The organism is Actinocrispum sp. NPDC049592 (assembly GCF_040675465.1).
GTDB lineage: Bacteria > Actinomycetota > Actinomycetes > Mycobacteriales > Pseudonocardiaceae > Kibdelosporangium.
Map to the genome: position 1 here is coordinate 78,137 of NZ_JBFAPA010000021.1, position 24,403 is coordinate 102,539.

The 24,403-nt window shown below is 68.5% G+C and carries 20 protein-coding genes; 4 read left to right on the forward strand and 16 right to left on the reverse strand.

Annotation, left to right across the window (positions count from 1 at the left end):
• Positions 1–12: 12 nt before the first annotated feature.
• Entirely contained in the window at positions 13–3,141 is a 3,129-nt protein-coding gene (locus tag AB0J95_RS40590) for an ATP-dependent DNA helicase (protein ID WP_364770687.1), read from the reverse strand.
• 332 nt (positions 3,142–3,473) lie between these two features.
• Positions 3,474–4,289 (reverse strand): alpha/beta hydrolase, encoded by an 816-nt coding sequence (locus AB0J95_RS40595; protein ID WP_364770348.1) that lies wholly within the window; start codon positions 4,287–4,289, stop codon positions 3,474–3,476.
• 574 nt (positions 4,290–4,863) lie between these two features.
• Between AB0J95_RS40595 and AB0J95_RS40600 the strand changes: the two genes are divergently transcribed.
• From AB0J95_RS40600 to AB0J95_RS40610, 3 genes are read left to right on the forward strand one after another with little or no spacing between them, the layout of a single operon-like run.
• A complete protein-coding gene (locus AB0J95_RS40600) occupies positions 4,864–5,631 on the forward strand; it encodes an alpha/beta hydrolase (RefSeq protein WP_364770350.1) in 768 nt (255 codons plus the stop codon).
• A 10-nt stretch (positions 5,632–5,641) separates the two neighbouring features.
• Positions 5,642–6,292, forward strand: a complete 651-nt coding sequence (locus tag AB0J95_RS40605) for a response regulator transcription factor (RefSeq protein WP_364770351.1) — start codon at positions 5,642–5,644, stop codon at positions 6,290–6,292.
• Positions 6,292–6,621 carry an MGMT family protein gene (locus AB0J95_RS40610; protein ID WP_364770353.1) on the forward strand — a complete coding sequence of 110 codons (330 nt, stop codon included), beginning with the start codon at positions 6,292–6,294 and terminating at the stop codon, positions 6,619–6,621. The genes AB0J95_RS40605 and AB0J95_RS40610 overlap by 1 nt, the downstream gene beginning before the upstream one ends.
• On the opposite strand, the gene AB0J95_RS40615 is transcribed toward AB0J95_RS40610, so the two are convergent.
• The 12 genes from AB0J95_RS40615 to AB0J95_RS40670 all read right to left on the reverse strand — a co-directional run bounded on the left by AB0J95_RS40615 (position 6,618) and on the right by AB0J95_RS40670 (position 21,607).
• Entirely contained in the window at positions 6,618–7,586 is a 969-nt protein-coding gene (locus tag AB0J95_RS40615) for a hypothetical protein (protein WP_364770355.1), read from the reverse strand. The two genes, AB0J95_RS40610 and AB0J95_RS40615, sit on opposite strands and share 4 nt — an antisense overlap.
• Positions 7,587–7,658: 72 nt before the next feature.
• On the reverse strand, positions 7,659–8,303 hold the full coding sequence (locus tag AB0J95_RS40620) for a CbiX/SirB N-terminal domain-containing protein (protein ID WP_364770357.1): 645 nt from the start codon (positions 8,301–8,303) through the stop codon (positions 7,659–7,661).
• Positions 8,300–9,436 carry a uroporphyrinogen-III synthase gene (locus AB0J95_RS40625; RefSeq protein ID WP_364770359.1) on the reverse strand — a complete coding sequence of 379 codons (1,137 nt, stop codon included), beginning with the start codon at positions 9,434–9,436 and terminating at the stop codon, positions 8,300–8,302. The genes AB0J95_RS40620 and AB0J95_RS40625 overlap by 4 nt, the downstream gene beginning before the upstream one ends.
• A complete protein-coding gene (nirD, locus tag AB0J95_RS40630) occupies positions 9,433–9,753 on the reverse strand; it encodes a nitrite reductase small subunit NirD (protein WP_364770361.1) in 321 nt (106 codons plus the stop codon). The genes AB0J95_RS40625 and nirD overlap by 4 nt, the downstream gene beginning before the upstream one ends.
• On the reverse strand, positions 9,750–12,236 hold the full coding sequence (gene nirB, locus AB0J95_RS40635) for a nitrite reductase large subunit NirB (RefSeq protein ID WP_364770363.1): 2,487 nt from the start codon (positions 12,234–12,236) through the stop codon (positions 9,750–9,752). Before nirB ends, nirD begins: the two co-directional genes overlap by 4 nt.
• A 95-nt stretch (positions 12,237–12,331) precedes the next feature.
• Positions 12,332–13,687, reverse strand: a complete 1,356-nt coding sequence (locus AB0J95_RS40640; RefSeq protein ID WP_364770365.1) for a nitrate/nitrite transporter — start codon at positions 13,685–13,687, stop codon at positions 12,332–12,334.
• Positions 13,688–13,704: 17 nt separating this feature from the next.
• Positions 13,705–15,120 (reverse strand): FAD-dependent oxidoreductase, encoded by a 1,416-nt coding sequence (locus AB0J95_RS40645; RefSeq protein WP_364770689.1) that lies wholly within the window; start codon positions 15,118–15,120, stop codon positions 13,705–13,707.
• Positions 15,114–17,087 (reverse strand): molybdopterin oxidoreductase family protein, encoded by a 1,974-nt coding sequence (locus tag AB0J95_RS40650; protein WP_364770691.1) that lies wholly within the window; start codon positions 17,085–17,087, stop codon positions 15,114–15,116. Before AB0J95_RS40650 ends, AB0J95_RS40645 begins: the two co-directional genes overlap by 7 nt.
• Positions 17,088–17,231: 144 nt before the next feature.
• Positions 17,232–18,026, reverse strand: coding sequence for a TIGR02569 family protein (locus AB0J95_RS40655; RefSeq protein ID WP_364770367.1), 795 nt, complete (start codon positions 18,024–18,026; stop codon positions 17,232–17,234).
• 177 nt (positions 18,027–18,203) lie between these two features.
• Complete coding sequence (moeZ, locus tag AB0J95_RS40660) at positions 18,204–19,385, reverse strand: adenylyltransferase/sulfurtransferase MoeZ (RefSeq protein WP_364770368.1); 1,182 nt, start codon at positions 19,383–19,385, stop codon at positions 18,204–18,206.
• 83 nt (positions 19,386–19,468) lie between these two features.
• Positions 19,469–20,548: a DUF3152 domain-containing protein gene (locus tag AB0J95_RS40665; RefSeq protein WP_364770370.1), complete on the reverse strand. Its 1,080-nt coding sequence runs from the start codon at positions 20,546–20,548 to the stop codon at positions 19,469–19,471.
• 84 nt (positions 20,549–20,632) lie between these two features.
• Positions 20,633–21,607: an alpha/beta hydrolase gene (locus tag AB0J95_RS40670; RefSeq protein ID WP_364770372.1), complete on the reverse strand. Its 975-nt coding sequence runs from the start codon at positions 21,605–21,607 to the stop codon at positions 20,633–20,635.
• A 120-nt stretch (positions 21,608–21,727) separates the two neighbouring features.
• Here AB0J95_RS40670 and AB0J95_RS40675 point away from each other — a divergent pair, with 120 nt between their 5' ends.
• A complete protein-coding gene (locus AB0J95_RS40675; RefSeq protein WP_364770374.1) occupies positions 21,728–22,354 on the forward strand; it encodes a TetR/AcrR family transcriptional regulator in 627 nt (208 codons plus the stop codon).
• A gap of 42 nt (positions 22,355–22,396) precedes the next feature.
• Here the strand turns inward: AB0J95_RS40675 and AB0J95_RS40680 are convergent, their stop codons facing one another.
• Positions 22,397–23,581 (reverse strand): hypothetical protein, encoded by a 1,185-nt coding sequence (locus AB0J95_RS40680; RefSeq protein ID WP_364770376.1) that lies wholly within the window; start codon positions 23,579–23,581, stop codon positions 22,397–22,399.
• Positions 23,581–24,372, reverse strand: a complete 792-nt coding sequence (locus AB0J95_RS40685) for a hypothetical protein (protein ID WP_364770378.1) — start codon at positions 24,370–24,372, stop codon at positions 23,581–23,583. Before AB0J95_RS40685 ends, AB0J95_RS40680 begins: the two co-directional genes overlap by 1 nt.
• Positions 24,373–24,403: the final 31 nt, after the last annotated feature.

Genomic DNA, 24,403 nt, shown 5'->3' on the forward strand with positions numbered 1-24,403 from the left:
GGGGCGCATCTGTCACTCCGTCACCTGCCTGCCTGCGGGGTGGATCGGGCAGGTGGTCTTGGCGGGGCAGCGGGGGCAGTCCGGGTTCTCGCGAGCGTCGTAGTCGGGGCCGATGCTGTCGGCGGCTGCCTTGCGCACGACGGTCAGCCATTCGTCTACAGCTTCCCCCTCGATGGGGGGCTGGACGCGTTCCGCCGCGCCGGTGCGTTTGTCTTTTTTGGCGACGAAGACGAGGCGGGCGCCGCCGCTGTGGGTGTCGAGGCCGAGTTTGACGAAGGCGCCGTAGGCCGCGGCCAGCTGGTAGACGGCGAGCTGGGGGTGGGCGGCGGCATCCTCTTTGCTGACCGGGGATTTGCCGCTCTTGATGTCGACCACGACCGGGTGTCCCTCGGTGTCGGCCTCCAGCCGGTCGACCCGGCCGCGCAGCCGGATCGGCGGACCGTCCTCCTCGGGCGGCAGGTCGACGACGACCTCGTGCTCGATGGCGACCTGGCTGAGGTGCGAGCGGCTGCCGGTCAGCCAGGCCAGGAACGTGTCGAGCATCGCGTGTACCCGCTGCTGTTCCCGCCGCGAATACCACGGCGCGCCCGCGTCCACCGACTTCCACGCCTCATCGAGCTGAGCCCGCAGCTGACGCTCGTCCGCGCCCTCCGCGGCGGCCTGCGCCAACGCGTGCACCAAGGTCCCGGTGACCACGTGCAACTCGACCGGGTCCTGCCCGCCGTGCCGTTCGACCACCCACCGCAACGGACACCGCGACAGAACGTCCACAGTAGACGGTGAGACTCGGACGGCCTCGGTCTTCTCCCGCAACGGCGAAACACTCGACAACTCCGGCAACCCGTACCAGGAGTCCGGATCCGCCCCCGGAACCCCGGCATCGGCCAGCCGCGCAAGCTGTTGAGCCGCCCGCCGACGGCGTGGCGCGGGCTCCTCACCGTCGCACACCACTCGCCGCAGCTCCCCGACCAGGTCCGCGAGCACGAGCGACCGCTGCGAGGACATCGCGACGAACGGCAGCTCCTCGTCCTCGAACGCGGACAGCTCGGCCAGGAACCGCGAAGGCTGCTCCTCCTCACCGCGGATCGCGCTCACGAACAGCCGCCACCGCGCCCGCGACGCCGCGACCATGAACAACCGCCGTTCCTCGGCCAGGATCGGCGCGTGCGCGGAGACGTTCTCGTCCGGGTACACGCCGGCGAGCACGTCCACCATCTGCTCGACGCCCAGCAGCGACCCCCGCAGCCGCAGGTCCGGCCAAGCCCCTTCCTGCACTCCGGGCACGGCCACGACCGTCCACTCACGACCGGCAGCGGCGTGCGCGGTGAGCAGCTCGACCGCCTCGCCGATGGGCGCCTGCGCAGCCAGGCTGTCGCCCGCGATCTGTTGCGCCGCAAGGTAGTCCGCGAACCGGGCGACACCAGAACCGGGCAGCCGGTCGGCGTACTTGGCCGCCGCGTGGAACAACGCGACGATCGCGTCGAGGTCGCGGTCCGCTTGCGCCCCAGCGGTTCCGCCGCGTTCCGCCTGCGCGACCCACCGCCGTTCCAGCCCACTGCCCTGCCACAGACCCCACAGCACCTGCTCGATGCCCGCGCCGGACGCGATCGCCTTGCGCGCATCCGCCAGCAGCCCGGCCACCCGCCGCAGCGGCGCGGCCTCGTCGTCCTCCAACGCGACCAGCTTGTCGTGCAGGTCCAACGCCTCGACCAGCAGCTCGTCGCTGGACCGGTCGCCACCCGCGGCCAGCTCCAGCCGCCGCAGCCCTCTTCGCAGGCGCCGCAACGCCATCGGGTCCGCCCCGCCCAACGGCGACGACAGCAGGAGCGCAGCCATGTTGGCGTCCAACGCTTCTCGCACCGAAGCGCACCGCAGCAAGGCCAGGAAAGGCCGCACCGCAGGCTGTTGCGCCAACGGCAGCTCGTCAGCCGGGATCGCGACCGGCACCCCGGCCGCGGCCAATGCCCTGTGCAGCACGGCGAACGAGCGCGTCGCCGAGCGCGCGACCACGGCCATCTCCGACCACGGCACGCCGTCGATCAGGTGCGCCCGTCTGAGCTGGTCGGCGACCCAGTTCGCCTCCGCGGCCGAGGACGGGTGCAGGCGCACCAACACGTTCCCGTCGTCCGGAACCTGTTCGCTGTTGGTGAACCACCGTTGCGTCGCCGAGCCGGACAACCGCTCGGCGAGCCGCCCGACCGCCTCCCGGATCTGCGGCGCCATCCGGTGCCCGGTGCCGAGCACGATCGTGTTCTCGTTGCCCGGGTCCGTATCCAGCAGCAGCCGCGGATCCGCGCCACGGAACGAGAAGATCGTCTGGTCCGGGTCGCCGGCGATGACGAACTCCGCCGCGCTCTCGCCGAGCACCTTGATCAGCTGGTACTGCAACGGATCCAGGTGCTGTGTGTCGTCGACCAGCAGGTACCGCACCCGCGCCTGCTCCGCGGCCAGCAGGTCCTCGTCGGTCTCGAACGCCACCAGCGCGCTGTCGACCAGTTCGGCGGCGTCCAGCGCGGGCCCGCTCGCCTGCGCCACACCGGTGTCCGCCGCGCCCGCGAGCATGGTGACCTCTTCGTACTGCCGTCCGAAGACGCCCGCCGCCACCCATTCGTCGCGCCGGTGGATCCGGCCCAGCTCGGCCAGCTCGTCCGGGCCCAGGCCACGCTCGGCCGCGCGCAGCAGCAGGTCCCGAAGCTCGTCCGCGAACCCCGGGATCGCCAGCGCGGGCCGCAACCGCGTCGGCCAGTCCGGAGCGCCCTTGTCCAGGTCACCTTCGAGCAGGTCGCGCACGACCGCGTCCTGCTCCGGGCCGGACAGCAGCCGAGGCCCTGGTTCACCGTGCAGCGACGCCTGCAGCCGCAGCACGGCGTACGCGTACGAATGGACCGTGCGCACCAACGGTTCCCGGACCGTCCGCAGCCCGCCGTCGGTGAGCAGCGTGGTGATGGACGTCCGCAGGCTCGCCGCCGCCTTCCGGTTCGCCGTGAGGACCATGACCTGCTCCGGATCGGCCCCGCCCGCGATCCTGGCCGCCGCGATCTGGCCGAGCAGCGTCGTCTTGCCCGTCCCCGGCCCACCGAGGACACGACGAAACCCGCCACCCCCCTCGAGCAGCCGGGCCGCCGCGTCGTCCCAGCTCAGGGTCGCTCGAGGGTGAAGCGGAGCCCGTACTAGGAGCGGCGCGGACCTCGTCACCACACCCAGATGGAATCATGAGGCACCGACAGTTCCGCGCAGACACCCCCTGACCTGCGGTGTTGATCTCCAGCCGGTCAGATCGCGGCCCGCCGGCCGGTACCACCGCGCAGTCCGTTTCGGACAAACCGACCCGCGCGGGCGCCACTGGCAACGCCTCGATCATCCGGGCCTGGCACGCCGACGGCGGGTGCGCGGCGAAGGTGCTGCGTAGTCGCGAATGGACACACCGAATGCAGCAGGTTCGGCGCGTCGTCCGCCCTCGTCCGGTACGGATGTCAGCTGGCCTGCCACAGGTCGAGGACCGAGCGGGCGTATCCGGCGGCGTCTTCTTCCCAGACGAAGTGGCCCACGTCGATGACGTACAGCTTGCTGTTGGGCAGGCGCTCGTCCAGGAACTCGGCGTTGGCCACCGGGACGACCGGGTCCTTGCGGCCGGCGATGATCCCGACCGGGGTCCGGATACCGGGCAGCAGTTCGCCGAGGACGGGCAGATCCTGGTGGTACGCCTGGACATACGGGATCTGGTCGGCGAACCGCTCGCCCTGGTAGGCGGCGAGGTAGTCCTGACGGACCTCGTCGGGCAGTTCGTAGCCCTCGATGGCGTCCATCGCGACCGTCACGACATCCTTGGGGCCCAACGCCCGGTACGGCGCCAGATCGGTGGCGTGCACCCAGTCGCTGAGCACGCCCTCGACGTTGATCGGGACGGCGGCCGCGCCGCTGCCGATGACGACACTGCTGAACCTTTCCGGGTGACGTGCGGCTGCGAAGAGTGACGCGCTCGTCCCCACATCGGGTGCGACTACGTGCGGCTTCGTGAGACCGAACTCGTCGGCGACGCGCACGTAGAACTCGCCCATCGCCTGTGGGGTCAGCAGGTCCTGGCGCAACTCGGAGTGGCCGAAGCCGGGCAGGTCTATCGCGACCAGGTGGGCGTGTCCGGCGAGGTGATCCCACACGGCGTCGAAGGCGTAGAGGCTTTCCGGCCAGGGACTGGTCAGCAGGGCTTCGACTGATCGGGGGCCGTCGGATTCGGCGTAGCGGACGGAGAGGCCGTCGATGGTCTTGAACCGCGTCTTGATCTTGCTCATCTCGGGGTCCTTTCTCGGGTGGGATAAATATGACCGGTCGTCTTAGATTGTGTCAAGGTGGTGGGGTGAGGGGTGATGAGGGAGACACCGGGGTGCTGGGAGGCCTGTGGAAGGGCTGCGGCGCTGGGCCAATCGGCGTGCTGAGGGGTGGCACGGCGATGGGGAGGGGGTGGGAGGGCAGTGAGGAGGGGGCGGCGATGCGGAGGAGGCCTGATGGGACTGCGGCGGGATAGGACGGCGGTGGGATAGGGAGGAGGTGAGGGTTGGGGTGGCGCTGCGGTGGGATGGCGGCGGTGGGATGGCGGCGGCGTGCCGGGGGTGGGGTTGTTCTGCTTGGTGGGAGGCTCGATTTGGTGCGGGGACCCCTGCGGCGCGCAGGCAGGACGAAAACCGCGGTCAGGGTTGGCGCCCTGCCCCGTGAACGAGCGTGTGTGCACCGCCCCCACACAAAATCGAGCCTCCCACCAAGCCGGTTGCGCCGAGGCCCTGGGGCGGTTCCTCGGCGGAGCCAGGCCCTTCCGGGCGATATGCGTGGATCGCCCGGGGTCGAAATGTGGGATGAGATCATGGGTGGGTGACTCCTGCTGTGCATGTGCGTGCGTTCGGGCCCGGGGATGGGCGGCCGGTGCTCGCCGTGCACGGGGTTGGTGGGCATGGGGGGCGGTGGAAGCGGCTGGCGGAGGAGTTTCTGCTGGGGCTCAAGCTCGTCGCGCCGGATCTGCGGGGGCATGGCGAGTCGACGAACCTGCCGCCGTGGACGTTGGAGCAGCACGCGGCCGATCTGCTGTCCGTACTGGACAGTCAGAAGGTCAGCGGGCTCGCGGTGGTGGGGCATGGTTTCGGGGCCGCGGCGGCGATTCACCTGGCGCGGCTGGCGCCGCAGCGGATCACCCGGTTGGTGCTGCTTGATCCGGCGATCGGGCTGGAGCCGCAGGACGCGTTGAACCGGATGCCGCCGTGGCCGCAGGTGTTCAACACGATCGAGCAGGCCGGTGAGTGGCTGCGCGGGCAGTGGCCGGAGGTCAGCCTGCGAGATGTGGCCGAGGAGCTGGAGACGAACTTCTACCAGACCAGCGGCCGGTGGATGCCCCGCTACAGCTACGCGGCGACCACGACGGCGTGGAGTGAGATGTGCCGTGCCGCGCAGCTTCCGCCGCCGGACACACCCACGCTCGTGGTCACCGCGGCTCGTTCGGGGAACGTGCGCACCCAGTTCCTCCAGGCGTGCAGGGTGACCATGCAGAAGCAGGTCGACATCGTCGAACTCGACTGTGGCCCGATGATGTACTACGAACGTCCGGTCGAGACCGCTGACCTCATCGCGGACTTCGTCGGCCGGTAGGGTTCGGCGGGTGCGGGTTGTTCTGGGTGAGGATCTCGCGTTGCTGCGGGACGGTCTGATCAGGTTGCTGACCGCGCACGACTTCGAGGTGGTCGAAGCCGTGGACAGCGGGCCGGCGTTGCTGCACGCGCTGGTGACGCACAAGCCGGATGTCGCCGTGGTGGATGTCCGGATGCCGCCGACGTTCACCGACGAGGGGCTGCGTGCGGCGATCTCCGCCCGCGAACAGGTTCCGGGGCTGCCGGTGTTGGTGCTGTCGCAGTATGTCGAACAGCTCTACGCGCGGGAGTTGCTGTCGGACAAGCGCGGCGGCGTTGGATATCTGCTCAAGGACCGGGTGTCGGATGTGGGTCAGTTCGTCGACGCGGTCCGGCGGGTCGCGGCGGGCGGGACGGCGATGGACCCTGAGGTGATCTCGCAGCTGCTGGCGCGGCGGGAACGTGACGAGCCCGTCGGCTCGCTGACTCCTCGAGAACGCGAAGTGCTCGGCCTGATGGCGGAAGGCCGGTCGAACGCGGCGATCGCGGGCCGGCTGTTCGTCACCGAGAAGGCGGTCAGCAAGCACACCAACAACATCTTCAGCAAACTCCAGCTGCCACCGTCCGAGGACGACAACCGCCGCGTCCTCGCCGTGCTGGCCTACCTGAATGACACCAAGTGATGGACGAGCAGATCCACGAACGCGTCCGGGAGCTGATCGCCGCGGTCCCGGCCGGAAGCGTTGTCAGCTATGGCGATATCGCGGCGATGGCGGGCGCCCCCTCCCCCAGGCTGGTCGGCCGGATCCTCGCCGAGGACGGTCATGACCTGCCGTGGCACCGGGTTCTGCGCGCCGACGGCACCCCCGCGCCGCACCTTCAGCACGAGCAGCTGGAACTGCTGCGCGCGGAGGGGGTGCTGGCCGACGGCAACAGGATCGACATGAAGACCTACCGGTGGGCCGAGGCGCAACCCGCGCAAGACCCCGGCCCACCGAGCCTTTTCGACTAGCTACAACGCCATTGCCCGGCGAACTGTGAGTCGCCGTCGTAGTAGGCGCTGTAGATCACGTCGTTGTTGTCCACGAACACCCTTCCCGGACCGACGCTTGGCGATGGGGCAGGCACGTTCGGGTCCACCACCCCGTTGCGCCACAGGCGGATCTCGAACGACGGACCGGCGCCGACGACCGTGCCGAGCCGGTTGACCGAGAACGTCATGGCCTGGCCGAGATCGAGGTCGTAGTCGACCGAGCCGTTGACCCTCCACACCACGCCATGCCACTGGTTGTTCTGCCAGTACTCGCCCAGGATCCGGTTGTTCTCGAAGGCGCGGACCATCACTTCGGTGACACCAGCGGGGACTTGCACCTTCCATGTGAACCCGGGCGGCCCCTGCACCTCGCCGTTCGAGAACACGACCGTGCCGGCGTTGTCGATGCCTATCGGGCTCGCGGCCGGCTTGAGCACGCGGTAACGCGTGTAGTCCCAGGCAGGCCACACGACGTTCGTAGTGGAACCGTTGGCCCACAGGTAACCCACGACGTCACCGCTGTCGTTCATACCGTAGACGTTCGGATCCTGGCCGGTGGGATGCCCCAGAACCTTGCTGGTGCCATCGGCTTTGACGACATACGCCTCATTGCCATTCCCGATCGTCGACCTCTGCACCAGAACTGTCCCGGAGCGGTTCACGTCGACGATCCGGAAGCCGGCGTTGTCAGTGCTGGCGGGCCAGGACAGCAACGTGGCTTGCCCCTTGTGCCACAACGCCAACTTGGATCCCGCCATGCTGTTGGCGATACCGGCGATGTAGTCGCCGGCCACTCCGGAGACACTCGCGTCCCGGTACGGGCTGGGCACCGGCAGCTCGGTGCGCTGCCAGGTGCATTGGGCCGCTTGCGCTTCGGCTGCCGGAGCCAGGAAACCCACCGCCAGCATGGCGCTGAGCAGCGCACGACGGACAGACTTGGTCACATCCACCCCCTACCCCCACACACGCCGTGCTGGCGTGATCACCCACGAGCATCGAGGGGTGCTGGGCCGCTGTTACATGTTCACAGTTACCAGTTCGTGACGGTGAGCGAGGAGGGTGACCGCGTTCTCGTGTGCGCCAATGGGTGCGGATACGGGGAGGCCGGTTTTGCGCAGGGCTTGGTGGAACAGGCCGGGGGCGAGCAGCCAGGAGGCGATGAAGTCGCCGGGGCGCACGATTTCGGCGACGCGGGGGGTGGCGGTGATGTAGCCGACGCGGACCGGGGTCGAGGTGAGCCGGGACAGGAGGTGGGCGGCCGTGTGGGTGTCGGAAAGTGCTTGGGGGTCTGATGATCCGGCCGCTGCCATGACGATCGGCTGGCCCTGCCAGCCGGCCTCGAGGAGGCGCTGGTGCATGGCTTCGACGAGCAACGGCGATGGGCCGAACGGGCGGGTCAACGTCGTCTGGGTGTGGCCGGACTGGAGGATCTGCGTCGGGATGTCGACGCGGACGTGGTAGCCCGAAGCGAGGAAAGCGGGGACCACGACGGCTGGCTCGTCTAAAGTGGACAGAACATCGGCGATGCCGGGCGAGCGGACATCTGCGAACGCGACCACGACATCGTCCGGCACCACCGCGCGGATCTTGTCGGCGAGCGCGTAGATCACCGCGCTGCCTTGGGGATCGCGAGTGCCGTGGGCGGCGAGAACAAGGGTCATACTGGAATCGCCAATCGGTAGCCGCGCTTGACAACGGTCTGGACCAAGGAGGGATCGCCCAGGGCGGAACGCAACCGGCCAATGGCGGTCTCGACGGCGTGTGCATCGACGCTGCCGTCACGGCCGGAATGCCTTCGCAGCACGCCAATCAAGTCAGGCCGGGACAACACCCGACCCGGATCCTCGGTCAGGGCACGGAGAACGGCCATCGGCGCGGGCGAAACGCCGCGCAGAACCCCGTCCACGACAACAGCCTGACCGCGGATCTCCAACCGGCAGCCCCCCACCCGCACCTGCCGGGCCCGCGCGGGAAGCTCGACCGCGACAGTCCGAGCCAAGGCCCCGATCCGGGACCGCTCCGGCTGCACGACAGGAATGCCAACGGCGACAAGCGGTCCAGCGGTGATCGACCCGACACAGACGCAAAGAACAGGCCCCCGCAGCGCTTCCAGCAAAGCGTCGTAGCGGTCCATCCGGCGAGCAGTGGCAAGAACGCTAGCGGCGGCAGGAGCGCTGGTGAACGTCAACGCGTCGACACCACCGGCCAGCACCGCGTCGATCAACCGTTCCAGGGGAGCGAGATCCACCGGAGAGGTCCACCGGTACACGGAGACCTCCACAACCTCCGCCCCCGCGGCCCGCAACGCCGACACGAAGTCCGGCAACGGTTCGCCGTGCTGCTGAACGACCACCCGCCGCCCGGAGACCCCGATCGCCAACAGGTGGTCGAGCACCTCGGAGTTGCTTTCCGAGGCAGGCGACCAGCTCTCCACGAGCCCGGCCGCCCGAACGGCACCCTTCGCCTTGGGACCACGCGCGAACACCCGGGCTTTGCCAAGCACGGCCAGCAGGTCCTCGCCCATCCCCCAGCCCTCGGCGGCCTCGACCCAGCCGCGGAAGCCGATGGCCGTTGTGACCACGGCGAAGTCGACCTGCTGTCCAATGAGGTCAGAAGTCGCCTGTCGGAGATCGGTGTCGTCGGGCAACGGCACGATCCGGATCGCCGGGCCGTGCAACACGGTGGCGCCCTTACGTTCCAGCAATGCCGACAGTTCGTCCGCGCGGCGCGCGGCCGTCACCCCGACTGTGAACCCAGCCAGTGGCGGCACTTCCACGTCGAGCGACAAGGTCACGGCACTCCTACCAGGACCATGCCGGCGTCCACCCGCACCGGGAACACCTCGACCGACACGTCCGGGTCGTCGACGCACACGCCGGTGCGCAGGTCGAAGGCGTTCTTGTGCATCGGTGACACCGCCACGGGCACCCCACCGCGATCTCCCACGATCCCACGGGACAACACGGCGGCCCGCGAGTACGGGTCTATATTGGACAGTGCGTAGACGTTGCCGTCACCGGTGCGGAACAAGGCCACCTGCACACCACCCGGCAGTAGAGCGGCGACGCCTCGATACGGCAGCAGCCGGTCCAACGGGCACACAACGGTCATCGGGTCGCCACCTCCGGGATGCCGAGCTGGACCGGGACCCGCTGGCCCCGCTCCTCGCGGAAGGAGATCGTCGGGTCGGGCGTGCCCGGCGCGTTCACGAAGGAACTGAACCGGGCCAGCTTGTCCGGGTCCTCCAGCACGCCACGCCATTCGTCCGCATAGGACCCGACGTGCCGCTCCATCGCCGCCTCCAGGTCCGCGCAGATGCCCAGGCTGTCGTGGACGATCACGTCACGCAGGTGGTCCAGGCCGCCCTCCATCGCCTCGATCCAGCCGGCCGTGCGCTGCAGCCGGTCCGCGGTCCGGATGTAGAACATCAGGAACCGGTCGATCAGCCGCACCAGCGTCTCGGTGTCCACATCGGACACGAGCAGGTCGGCGTGCCGGGGCTTGAACCCGCCATTGCCGCCCACGTAAAGGTTCCAGCCGTGCTCGGTCGCGATCACGCCGAAGTCCTTGCTGCGGGCCTCCGCGCATTCGCGCGCACACCCGGACACCGCGGACTTGAGTTTGTGCGGCGACCGAAGCCCACGGTAGCGCAGCTCCAACTGGATCGCCAACGCGACGGAATCCTGCACGCCATAACGACACCAGGTAGTTCCGACGCACGATTTGACCGTGCGCAAGGCCTTCCCATAGGCGTGCCCGGACTCCATACCCGCATCCACCAACCGCCGCCAGATCAACGGCAGCTGGTCCACGGTGGCACCGAACAAGTCGATCCGCTGACCACCGGTGATCTTCGTGTACAGCCCGAAGTCGCGGGCCACCTCGGCGATGACCATCAGCTTCTCGGGCGTGATCTCGCCGCCAGGAATGCGCGGTACCACCGAGTATGTGCCGTTGCGCTGCAGGTTCGCCAGGAAGTGGTCGTTGGTGTCCTGCAACGAAGCCTGCTCGCCGTCCAGCACGTGCCCATTGCCCAGCGAGGCGAGGATAGAGGCCACGGCGGGCTTGCAGATGTCACAGCCGTCACCCGTGCCGTACTTGGCGATCAACGCGCTGAATGTCCGGATGCCACTGGCCCGGATGATCTCGAACACCTCGGCCCGGCTCTGCGTGAAGTGCTCGCAGAGTGCCTTCGACTGCTCCACACCGGCTTCGGACAGCAGGGTCTTGAGCATTGGGATGCACGAACCGCATCCGGTCCCGGCCTTCGTGCATGTCTTGAGGGCCGGAACATCCGTGCAACCCTCGGTGATCGCCGCATTGATCGCGGCCTTGGTCACCGCGTGACACGAACAAACCTGAGCATCATCGGGCAACGCGCCCAGCTCGACCCCACCGCCCGCAGGAGCGATGAGCGAGGCCGGATCGGCGGACAGCTGGCGGCCGACCATCGGGCGCAGCAGAGTGTACTGGCTCGCGTCACCTACCAAGATGCCGCCCAGCAACGTCTTCGCGTCATCGGAGACGACAACCTTCGCGTACGTCCCGGCAACGGCGTCGTTGAACACGACCTCCAGCGCGCCTTCGGTAGCCGCGTGTGCATCACCGAAGCTGGCCACGTCCACGCCCAACAGCTTCAGCTTGGTGGACGTGTCCGCGCCCGGGAAGGTCGCCGCACCACCGAGAAGCCGGTCCGCGACGACCTCGGCCATCGCGTAACCGGGCGCTACCAGGCCATAAACCATGCCGTCGATGCAGGCGCACTCACCGATCGCATACACAGCCTCGTCCGAGGTCCGGCAGGCTTCGTCGACGACCACACCGCCACGCGCGCCGACCTCGAGATCCATCTCGCGGGCCAACTGGTCCCGAGGCCGGATCCCGGCGGAGAACACGACCACGTCGAGGTCGAGCTCCACACCGTTGGTGAGCTTGGCGATCAGCCGGTCACCGTCCCGTTCGATCACCGACGCCGACGCTCCAGTGTGGACGGTCAGGTCCAGCTTCTGCACCAGATTCTTCAGCAGGCCGGCGCCGCCTTCGTCGACCTGGATCGGCATCAGCCGGGGCGCCATCTCGACCACGTGCGGTGAGACGCCCATACCACGCAGGGCGTTGGCCGCCTCCAGGCCGAGCAAACCGCCGCCCAGCACCATTCCGGCCTTGCGGCCGGGCCGGTTCGCCTTCTGGACGGCGTCCCGGATCTGGTCCAGGTCGTCAATCGTCCGGTAGACATAGCAACCCGGCAGGTCCTTGCCCGGAATCGGTGGCACGAACGGGTACGAACCGGTCGCGAGCACCAAAGCGTCGTACCGCAGGACCTCGCCGGACTTGCAGGTGACCGTCCGGCCCGAGCGGTCGATCGCCACGGCCGGGTCGCCCAGCCTGAGGTCGACCTCCAGGTGCGGCAACGTCAGGTCTGCCGCGTCCCAGGTGTCCACATAGGAGGACAGGGCCACCCGGTCGTAGGCGTGCCGTTCCTCCTCGGCCAGCACGACGATCCGCCACTGCCCGGCGATGTCCCGCTCGCACAGTGCCTGAACCAGGCGGTGACCGACCATCCCGTAGCCGACCACGACCACTGTCCGCGTCATAACGCCCTCCCTCATGGTTCCCATGCTGGGGCGCAGCCGTGTCACGCCCGGATCAGCCAGGTTTCGGCCGCGTTAAAGCAACCTCTCACCGCAGGTCAGACGCTTGCCAGCGCCGCCTCCCCGGCCCGCACCTCGGCGGGTTTGCGCAGGTAGACCGCCCAGGTGACAACGAAACACACCCCGTAGAAGACCAGGAACGCGACGAACGCGGGGATGCCGGTCTTGGCTGTGAGGAAGGACTCACGGAACGCCAGGTTGATGAAAAGCCCGCCCAGGGCACCGATCGCCCCGGCCAGGCCGATGAGTGCCCCGGAAAGCCGCCGCGCCTGCAACAGCGCGCCTTTCTCCTCGGCGCCTGCCTCGATCGCGGACTGGGCCTTGGCCCGGAAGATCGCCGGGATCATCTTGTAGGTGGACCCGTTGCCCAGCCCGGAGAACACGAACAGCGAGATGAACCCGGCCACGAACAGCGGCAGCGATTTCACGTTCGAGGCCAGGATCGTCACAGCGGTCCCGATCGCCAGCGCGAGGAACGTCCACAGTGTCACCTTCGCCCCGCCGATCCGGTCGGCCAGCCAGCCACCGACGGGACGGATGAACGAACCCACCAGCGGACCCAGGAACGTCAGCGAGGCGGCCTGCAAAGGCGTGCGGCCGAACTGGTTCTGCAGCACCAGGCCGAACGCGAAGCTGTAGCCGATGAACGACCCGAACGTGCCGATGTACAGGAACGACATCACCCAGGACTGGCGGTCCTTGATGACCTCGCGCATCGCCTTGGAGTCACCGCTCATCGAAGTGAGGTTGTCCATGAACAGCAACGCGCAGACACCCGCGACGATCAGCAACGGGATGTAGATGTACAGCACGATCCGAGGTGCGTTGGCCCCGGCGGTGCTGATCACCAGCAGGCCGATGAGCTGGATAGCCGCCACGCCAAGGTTCCCGCCACCGGCGTTCAACCCGAGCGCCCAGCCCTTGCTGCGTTCCGGGAAGAAGGCGTTGATGTTCGCCATGGAGGACGCGAAGTTCCCGCCACCGACCCCACCGAGGGCCGCGACGAGCATGAACGTGCCCAGCGAAGTCCCCGGGTGCATCACGACCGCGGCCAGGATCGTCGGCACCAGAAGGAGTCCGGCCGAGAAGACCGTCCAGTTGCGACCGCCGAACCGGGCGGGCGCGAACGTGTACGGGATGCGGATCAGCCCGCCGACCAGCGTCGGCGTCGAGACCAGCAGGAACTTGTCGGCGGCGGACAACCCGTACTGCGGCCCCATGAACAGCACCATGACCGACCACAGTGTCCAGATCGAGAAGCCGAGGTGTTCGGCGAAGATGGAGAACCACAGGTTGCGGTTGGCGATCTTCCTGCCACCGTTGGCCCAGAACTCCTCGTTCTCGGGCTCCCAGTCCTCGATCCACCGCCCACGGCGCCGGGTTGCTGTCGTCATCAGGGGTCCTCCGATTTTCAGGTGGTCGTCGACAACCATTCGGCAATTCCGCACACCGCTTCGCGGCAGCTGCCACACCCGGTCGTCGCCCTCGTCGCCGACGCCAAGTCCGTAACGCTGGTCGCACCCGCCCGCCAGGCGGAGACCAGTTGTCCCTTGCTGACCGAGTTGCACCGGCACACCAACGCGGTCGCAGGCAACTCGGCCGGGCTGCCCGCAACCGTTGCCTCGGACGGCAATGCCCGCCCCAGCAACACGGCCAACCGGTCCGACGGCACGGGAATCCGGCCGTCGTAAAGCTGTGTAATGGTCGCGGCGGCGTCCGGCGCCCCGATCAGGATCGCCCCCGCGACCCGATCCTCCCGGACGACCAGCTTCGCGTACCGGCCGCGCATGGGATCCTGAAGGCACAACACTTCCGCGTCCTCGGCGTCCACGTCCACGTGTACGTCCCCCAGCGCTGCGACATCGACATCGCGCGCCTTGAGCCTGGTCACTACAGGGGTTCCGTGGTAACGCGCGGCGACGTCGTTGCCGGTCAACAGGTCCGCGAGCACCTCGGCCTGTTCCCATGCCGACTGCACGAGTCCGGACACGGTTCCCGGGTGCTGGGCGCAGTCCCCGATCGCGTACACGCGAGGATCCGAGGTCCGCAGGCAGTCGTCGACCACGATCCCCCGGTCGACGGTCAGGCCCGCCTCGACGGCCAGTGAGGTCTCCGGCTTCACACCGGCGGCGACCACAACCAGATCCGCCGGAACCAAGCCGTCCTCAAGCTTCAGCCCATCCCCCGGCACATACCCTGAGACCCTGGCGTTCAACCGGAACTCAATGCCCAAAGTGGACAGGCACCGCGCCAGCACCGCCCCACCGGCGGCATCCAGCTGACGTTCCATCAGGTGTCCGACCGGATGCACCACGGTCACCTGACAGCCGCGCCCGGCAAGCCCGCGAGCCGCCTCGATCCCCAGCAACCCACCGCCGAGCACGGCCACCGGTGCCCCGGGCGACGCCGAGTCGAGGATCTTCGCGCAGTCGTCCATGGTCCGGAATGCCACAACCCCAGGCGAGTCAGCGGTGAGCCCTTCCACCGGCGGCAGCCATGCCCGGCTTCCCGTCGCCAGAACCAAGGCGTCGTAGGCGATCGCCGTCCCATCGGACAGCGACACCTTGCGGGCACCGCGATCGACGGAGACGACGCTCACGCCGAGCCGGACCCGGTCCTCCCATTCGGGTCCGTGCAGGGTCACGTTCTCCGGCCGCATGGTCCCCGCGACAACGCCTGACAGCAGCACGCGGTTGTAGGCAAGGTGTGGTTCCTCGCCCAGGATGGTCACATTGACCCGTTCACCGGACGGGTCGCGCCGCCGGATCTCCTCGGCCAGGCGGGCCCCGGCCATGCCGTAGCCCGCGATGACAACAGATCTCACGATTCCCCCCAAGCATCGAGCCGGACGGCACAGACCTTGAACTCGGGCATCCGGCTGGCCGGATCGAGCGCCGGATTGGTCAAGCTGTTGACACCAGGGAAATGGAACGGCAGGAACACCACGTCCGGCCGCATCGACGACACACACCGGACCCGCGCCCGCACCGAGCCCCGCTTCGACGACACGCGAGCGTATTCACCATCGGCCAGCCCAGCACGGGAAGCCGTGTCCGGGTGAACCTCCACAAAGGACTCCGGCGACACGCGGACCAGCTCGTCGATCAACCGCGTCTGCGCCCCGGACTGGTAGTGCACGAGTACCCGCCCGGTCGTGGCCCGCAACGGAAACTCGTCATCCACGTCCTCCGCGGGACCGACGTGATCGACCGGCACGAACCGCGCCCGGCCATCGGAATGAGCGAACTCGGTGAGGAACATCCGAGGCGTGCCAGGGTGATCCGCCGCCGGAACCGGCCAGTGCAAGGCCTCCCCGTCACGCAACCGCGAGTAGCTGATCCCGGAGTAGTCGGCGAGCCCGCCGGCCGAGGCCCGGCCCAGCTCATCGAACACATCCGAAGCGTCCGTGGGGAAAGCGGCCTTGGGCAGCCCCAGCCGGATCGCAAGCTGCTGCAGCACCTCGAGATCACTGCGAACTCCCGCCGGGGCCCGGAGGGCGGGACGGCGGTGCAGGATCCGGCCCTCCAGGTTGGTCAGCGTGCCTTCCTCCTCGGCCCACTGCGTCACCGGCAGCACGACATCGGCCAACGCCGAGGTCTCGTTCAGCACGAAGTCCGCCACCACAAGCAGGTCCAGCGACTTCAAGCGTTCTGTCACATGCGCTGCCCGCGGCGCCGACACAACCGGGTTGCTGCCGAACACCAGCAACCCGCGCGGCCCGTCGGAAGTCCCCAGCGCGTCAAGGAGTTCGTAAGCCGACCGTCCAGCACCCGGCAACTCCGCGGGATCCACGCCCCAGACACCGGCAACATGAGCCCGCGCAACGGGATCGTCGATCTTCCGGTAGCCGGGCAGCTGATCGGCCTTCTGCCCGTGTTCCCGGCCGCCCTGACCGTTGCCCTGACCGGTCAGGCACCCCCACCCGCTGCCCGCACGACCAGGAAGACCCAACGCCAGGGCCAAGTTGATCCACGCACTGACCGTGTCCGTCCCAGACGCGTGCTGTTCGGTCCCCCTAGCCGTGAGGATATAGGCGTTGCGCGACCGGGCCAGAATCCGCGCCACCGCGTGGATATCGGTCGCCGCGACCCCAGTCACGCGCTCGACCCGCTCAGGCCACCACGAAGCGGCTACCCGCCACGCCGAGGCGAACCCGGTCGTCCGGGCGTCGATGTAGTCCTGGTCCAGCAGGCCATCCGAGACCACCGCGTGCAGGATTCCCAGCGCCAGGGCCAGGTCCGTGCCCGGGGCGGGACGCAGGTGCAGCATCGCCTTCTCGGCGGTCGCGGTCCGGCGCGGGTCGACGACGATCAGACTTCCGCGCAGGTGCTGCATGAACGGCGGCATGGTCTCCGCGGGGTTCGCCCCGACAAGGAGAATCGCGTCCGCGTCGTCCAGATCCGTGACGGGGAACGGCATGCCCCGGTCGATCCCGAATGCCTTGTTCCCGGCCGCGGCGGCCGAAGACATGCAGAACCGGCCGTTGTAGTCGATCTGCGAGGTGCGCAACGCGATCCGGGCGAACTTCCCCAGCGCGTAAGCCTTCTCGTTGGTCAGCCCGCCGCCACCGAAGACCGCCATCCCGTCGCGGCCGTGAACCTGCTGAATATCGGCGATCCGCGCGGCGACGAAGTCCAAAGCTGTGTCCCAGCTCACTTCCTTGCCGTGCAGCAGCGGCGAGGTGAGGCGGTGTGGTGTGGACAACAGCTGTCCCGAGGTCCAGCCCTTCTGGCACAGTCCGCCCCGGTTGGTGGGGAACTCGCGCGGCTGGACCTCGGCCCCGGTCAGCGTCATTCCACACTGCAGGGCGCAGTAGGGGCAGTGCGTCTCGACCGTCACGGGTGTGAACGCTATGGATCGAGTGTTACCTGCTCATGCGCTCATGTTGCGAACGTGGGACATTGCCCGCTCGCCGGGACGCGAAAGCCAGTGAGGGTGCTAAAGCAGCTGGTCCACCGAGGTGGCGACCCGTTCCAGGCCCCTCAGTGACTCTGCGGTGGACTTTGGGTGCAGAGCGTGCACGGCGAGCCGGAACAGCACGGCCTGAACCATGATCTGCGGCCACTCGGTCAGGTGCGACCAGCGCCCGATGATGCCCTCGTCCGCGCCGCCCCACGCCAGCGCGTCGACCACGACGACGGCCGCGGCCCACTCCGGCGGGCGCCAGTACGGCCGGAAGTCGATCAGCCCGGGTTCGGCGTCCCCGGCGAACAGCACGTTGCCGAACAGGTCCCCGTGCACGACCTGCCTGGCCAAGTTCGTCGACTTCCGCTTGGCCACCAGGTCGTCGTAGAGCTTGCCGCCGCGGTCCTCGGCGAGCGGCATGTCCAGTTCGCCCGAGGAGATCCGGTCGGCGACCGCGAACAGGTCCTGGCGTGCGTCGATGAACCTCGGCCGGGGCAGGCCTTTGAGCGCCTCGTGCAACGTCAGCGAGACGGAGATGACCTCGTCGTGCCGCGGCTCGGCGTGGCCCTCGATGTACCGGTAGGCGGCCCACCCGCCGACCACCCAGCGGCCGTCGGTGGATCTCATCGGCCGCCCGATCCGCAGCCCCGGCACGGTCAGCTCACCCAGCGTCTTGGCGACCCAGGCCGCCTCAGCTGGGCTGTTCGCCGGCTTGAACGCCACCTCACCGCAGCGCCACAACGGACCGGCGTCGATGAGTTCAGGCGCCAGGTCCCGCGCCCCGAAGGCGGCGCGGACGTGTGGCGGAGGCGGTTGCGGAGTACCCATCGCCAGGCACGCTACCGCGTCCACCCCCGAAACCCGCGCCCCGCCACGCACTCACGCGCATGTCCCCCATTCACGGACCCCGTGTCCCACGTTCGCGGACCCCGAAATCTCCCTGGAATGGGGATTTCGGGGGCGACGAACGGGGGACACGGGGGCGGCGCACGGGGGACACGCGGGTTAGTAGGTGGGGAGGCTGGGGTCGACGTCGCGGGCCCAGCCGAGGACGCCGCTGCCCACGTGCACGGCGTCGGCGAAGCCGGCTTTGTGCAGTGCGGCAAGGGCTTCCGCGGAGCGGGCGCCGGACTTGCAGTGCAGCACGATCGGCTTGTCCTGCGGCAGTTCGGCGAGCGCCTCGCCGGACAGGATCCGGTCCTTGGGTATCAGGATCGAGCCGGGGATCTTCACGATCTCGTACTCGTGCGGTTCGCGGACGTCGATCAGCGCGAACGTGTCGCCCCGGTCGAACTTCTCCTTCAGCTCACGCGGGGTGATCGTGTTGCCCGCCGCGGCCTGCTGCGCGTCATCGGAGACGACCCCGCAGAACGCGTCGTAGTCGATCAGCTCGGTGATCTTCGGCGACTCCGGGTCCTTGCGGATCTTGATGGTCCGGTAGGACATCTCCAGCGCGTCGTACACCATCAGCCGGCCCAGCAGCGGCTCGCCGATGCCGGTCAGCAGCTTGATCGCCTCAGTGACCATGATCGACCCGATGGACGCGCACAGCACGCCCAGCACGCCGCCCTCGGCGCAGGACGGGACCATGCCGGGAGGCGGCGGCTCCGGGTAGAGGTCGCGGTAGTTGAGGCCCTGGCCGTTCGGCGCGTCCTCCCAGAACACGCTGACCTGGCCCTCGAACCGGAAGATCGAGCCCCACACGTACGGCTTGCCCAGCAGCACGGCGGCGTCGTTGACCAGGTACCGGGTGGCGAAGTTGTCGGTGCCGTCCAGGATCAGGTCGTAGTCCCGGAAGATGTCGAGCGCGTTCTCCGAGTTCAGGTGCGTCTCGTGCAGCACCACCCGCACCAGCGGGTTGATCTCGGCGATCGACCCCTTGGCCGACACGGCCTTCGGCTTGCCCACGTCGGACACGCCGTGGATGACCTGGCGCTGCAGGTTGGACTCGTCGACCACGTCGAAGTCGACGATCCCGAGGGTCCCCACGCCCGCGGCGGCCAGGTACAGCAGGGCCGGGCTGCCCAGCCCGCCCGCGCCGACCACCAGGACCTTCGCGTTCTTCAGGCGTTTCTGCCCGTCCACGCCCACGTCAGGGATGATCAGGTGCCGGCTGTAGCGGGCGACCTCGTCCTTGGTCAGCTCCGCGGCCGGTTCCACCAGCGGTGGCAGCGAACTACCTGGCATCGAATCCTCCTCAGCGGTTACCTGAAATCCAACACCGAAAAGGCGCGACTTCATCCCAGAAGCCCACGATGTGGGAGGGGTTGCTACTTGCCCTGAGGGTTGGGCCAGGCGTTGACCCGGCAGACCTTGCCATCCGGTTTGACCGGGTCACGGCTGCCGGGAACGGCGTCGTTCAGCTTGGCCACCAAGTCGTTCGACACGCCGAAGGTCTGCTGCATCATCACCGGGGCCAGCGCGCCGTCGGTCCCGCAGGCCTGGTGGCCGTTGCCGAACGCGTGACCAACCTCATGGTTGATGGCGTAGATCCGGTAGGTCGTCATGTCGCCGGCGAACGCCACCGCGCCACGCACCCACCGGGCCAGGTTGATCACCACGCGGCCGTCCTTGCCGGCCAGCCTGCAGGACGACTCGTACGGGATGTTCAGGCCGCACAGCTTGTGCGTGGTCTGCGGGGTGGTCAGCGAGATCCGCATGTCCGGGTTGGCCGAGACGCGCTGCACGGCGATCCGGGGGTCGCTGATCCAGCCCTGCGAGGCGTTGCTGAGCACGTTGTCGACCAGGCCGGCGAACGCGTCGTCACCGCCGCCGACCTCGGCCGCGGTGATGCCTTCCTCGATCTCGATCGTGTACTTGTAGGTCCGCTGGGTGCCCTGGCCGACCTTCGGGCCGTCGCCGGGGATCACGCGGAAGTTGCCGGACCCGGCCTGGGTGAAGTTCAGGCCGTTCGGCAGCTCGGCCGTGGCGACCTTCAGGTCCGGTGGGACCGCGGCCTTCTCGGTCGCCTCCGGGATGCCGCCGTTCGCCGGGCCGCCCTCACTCACCACGGCGTTCTGCGGGGAGCTGGCGTTCTGCACGTCAGGAGCCGGTTTCTTGGACGTGTCCCACACCACGAGGGCGGTGATGACCAGCAGGACCGGGATCGCGTACAGCCGCCAGCCGTACACGGACAGGATGCCGCGCCGGCGCACCGGACGGACCCGCACGGACTCCGGGGCCTCGTCCTCCGGGTGCCACGCGGCCGCCAACGGCTCGCCGCTCGTGCGCCGCGACCCGCGTTTGTACCGCTCATCGCCGTCGCGACGCCCTTGGGGACCCTTGTTCGCCGCACGCGATGCAGCAGAGCGTGACTTGGGCGGCGGCGTGGCGGGTCCTCCTGACGTCATCCGGCTCACAGGCTAAAGATTGCCACATCACTCTCCGGTAACGACCGCGCGACTCACCAAACGCCTTGACAACGCGCCTGGGACTCACCAACGACCGGCCGCGACCGCCTCCCACATGCCCAGCACGGCGCGGGCAACGGTCTCCGGACGTTCGATCTGGGCGACGTGCCCGGTGCGCGGCAACACGAGCAAACGGCCCTGGGGAAGCAGCCGAGCGGTCCTAGGTGCCTTACGCACAGTGACCAACTTGTCCTGCGCGCCCCACACCACGAGGGTCGGCGCGGTGATCTGCGGCACGATCCGCCACAGCGACCGGGACGGCGGCACCAGCCAGGCGCGGAACAGCGCGAGCGTGGTCATCATCAGCGCCTGGCCGGCCCAGGCGATCTTGGCGCGGGCCTCGAACTCGGCCGCGGTCTCGTCCATCCGGTGCGGCGGGATCATCGCCGGGTCGGCAAAACAGAGCCGGACCAGCTGCTCGGCCCGCTGCATCGGGGTGAGCGCGGCCAGCTGGCGGCGGAACCGGGGACCCACGAACGGCATCATCGCGAACGGGATGCGCGGGTCGGACATCCGCGTCGGGAACGGCCGCAGGTCGGGGACCGCGGGCGAGACGAGCGTGAGCGTGCGGACCAGCTCCGGGTACTTGGCGGCCACGATCATCGAGACCGCGCCGCCCATCGAGTTGCCGAACAGGTGCACCGGCCGGCCCATGCCCCGGATGAATCCGGCGGTCACGTCGGCGTGCGTGTTCAGGTCGAACACGTAGCCCTTGGGCGGCTCGGTGTACCCGGCGCCGGGCAGGTCGATGGCCACGCCGGAGGCGTGCCCGGACAGCTGGGCGGCCAGGTCGGTCCAGTTCAGCGAGGACCCGCCGAGGCCGTGCACGAACACCGCGGTGTCCTGCGCCGGGCCCGGTGTCCTGCGGATGTGCAACCGAACCCCATCGGTGTCGACGTACTCCCCCGGCCAGGGCGGGATCGTCAGGTCGAGCGCCGGGCGAGGCGCGTCCGAGAACGGGACCAGGGTCAGCGGCGCGCGCTCACTTGTCAGGCTCATGAAATCAGTGTGCATGGCGAATCTGAGAGGGAGTTGATGAAACGGACGGAATCCATCCAGTCACGCGGCCGTACCGGCGAGTAAGGTCTGGGGTCGGAGCACCAGGACGGTGGAGGCGGAATGTCGGAGACGATGCAGCAACCTGGCAAGGGAGCGCGCCTCCCCCGTACGGCCAGGCGCGCCCAACTGCTCGCCGCCGCCCAGGACGTTTTCGCGGCCAACGGCTACCACGCCGCGGCCATGGACGAGATCGCCGAGCGGGCGGGTGTCAGCAAACCCGTGCTGTACCAGCACTTCCCATCGAAGCTCGAGCTCTACATGGCGCTGCTGCAGACGCACGCCGACGAGCTGATCAGCCGGGTCACCGGAGCGATGGAGTCCACAACGGACAACAAGCAGCGGGTGCAGGCGGCGGTGGGCGCGTACTTCGACTTCGTCGACAGCGAGGGCGAGGCGTTCCGGCTGGTGTTCCAGTCGGACATTCGCGGCGAACCGGTCGTTCAGGAGACCATCGAGCGCGCCACGACGACCTGTGTGGACGCGATCACCGCGACCATCACCGCGGACGCGGGCCTGGACGTGGAGCGTGCCCGGCTGCTCGCGGTCGGTCTCGTCGGCGCCAGCCAGGTCACCGCGCAGTCGTGGCTGGCCGGTGGCCGGCAGATCGACAAGTCCGAGGCCGTCAAGCTGATCTCGACACTGGCCTGGCGCGGCATCGGTGGTGGCTACCCGCTGCAGCACCCGTAGCAACGGATCGCCGCCACTCGATGGCACAGCCAAGTCCGGCCGCTAGTCCAGCGCGATCAGGCTCGCCGCCGGCCGCCCCAGGTCGGGGGTCCAGGTGTAGTGCGCTTCGTGGGGACCTGGCCAGCGCAGGTAATGCCGGTTGCCGAAGCTGCGCAGGGTGTTTCCCAGGCGGACGTTGAGTTTGCTCGTGTGCCCGGAGTCGAGCAAACACCCGTTGGTGACCGTGCCCAGCTTGTGCACCATCGCGATCGTCTCGCCGAGGGTGAGGCCCGGAAACGTCGGGCTGCCGGGGCGTCCGTCGAACAGGCACAGGTGCTGCCAACCGTCCGCGGTCTCGGCGAACACGAGCCGGGTCGAGGGCCGTTCTCTGAGCAACGGGAAGCTGCCGAGGGATCTGTCCTCGTTCAACGGATGCTTGTAGACGTCCGGGCAGGACAGTGCCGGGCCGACCGAGATGGCTCCCTGTAAGGACTTCCGCGGGATCAGACCGCCGATCGTGTGCACTTCCAGGCGGGCGCCGACTCGCGCGATCCGTTGTGGACAGCGCAGGACGAGGTCGTACTCGAAGATGTCGAGCCTGCCGTTGTCCGCTTTGGCGACGGCTTCGTTGTTCCGGAAGCCCAGGTCGGACCAGCCGGGCCGGGTTTCCGGGGTGAACCGGGACTCCTCCTGGAAGACGCGGATCTTGCCGGTCTGTTCGTCGGCTTCGTGCCGGATCACGGCGTTCGCGTTGCCGTAGGCGTAACAGCCGGCTTCGGTCGTTGTTCTCGATCCGGCCCAGGTCAAGGGGTTCTTGTCCAGGCTGAGTTCGCCGGCCGCGGGCACGTTGACGACGGTCAGGACGCCGTTCTGGCTGATCAGGGCGTCCTGGTCGGCCACCGGCAGGCTGAGCACGCGGCCGTCCTGGATGGCCAGGTTCAGGCTCAGCACCCTCGGGCGGAACCGGCAGCGGTCGGCCAGGAAGAAGAACCCGGCGGTGGTGGTGGCGGTGTTTCCGTGGCGTTGGGCGAATTCCCTTGCGCTGACCGGTGGTTCGGTCACGAAGATTCTCGCGCGGGCGGGTCCGCGCCAGCTCAGACGATAGGAGTTGGTGAAGGTTCCGTTGGCATGCAAGGGTTCCGCCTGGAAGACGAGGCCCGGCGCGAGGTCGGTGCGGGTCGGTGCGACCGGGCGGTCGAGCAGGGGCGCGAGGCGGGCGGCGGCCTCTCCGGGGTTGCTGAACCGCACTACGCCAGCTCGCCGTAGTCGAAGTCGGTCAGCTCGGTGACCATGGCGAGTTCCTCGGCCCAGTAGCGGTCGGCGAGGACTTTGCGGAAATCGCGTTTCAGTTCGGCCGGATCGTCGACGACTATTTCCGCCGGGCGGCGGCGCCGGTATTCGATGACGAGGTTTTCCGGCACTTTGAGCGTGCCGGCTTTGGCGAGACTGCGCACGATCCGGAACGCGTTTCGCGCGTAACAGCGTTCCACCTCGGCCCAGTGCACAATCTCCGGCCGGTGCGTACGCCAGGCCCGATAACCTCCGTACGGATCGAGCACCAGCTGCGTAATGTTCCGGCGCACCTCGTGTGCGTACCACGCGAACGGTTTGTCGTTCGGGACGACCAGGAAAATGGCGTCCATGTCGAACAGGCCGTTCAGCTTCAGGTCGGCCGGGTGGTGCAGGACGCTCAGGCTCAGGATCGGCCTGTTCGCTGTGCGCAGATGCACGCCGTACCCAGCCAGGTAGTCGTAGCAGGCCGGGGCGGGCAGGGCTGGATTGGCGCGGCGCTTTTCCCGGAGCGGTCCGCTTTCGCCGTGGCTCTGCAGATCGGCACAGAGAACACCGATATCCTTGGGCATCGCCTGGCCGTGTCTGACGACATAGAGGTCCAGGTCGCGCAGGGAGATCCCGGCCGCGAAGAAGATGTGGTCCAGGATCTCCCGCGCGCTGCTGCCGCCGATATAGGACCGGTCATAGCCCCGGCGCCGCAGGACCGCCTGAATGGGCGAGAGCCACGCCGTGAGCCAGTCGATCACCGGCTCACGGTACCGAAGGAATGTTCCGGTT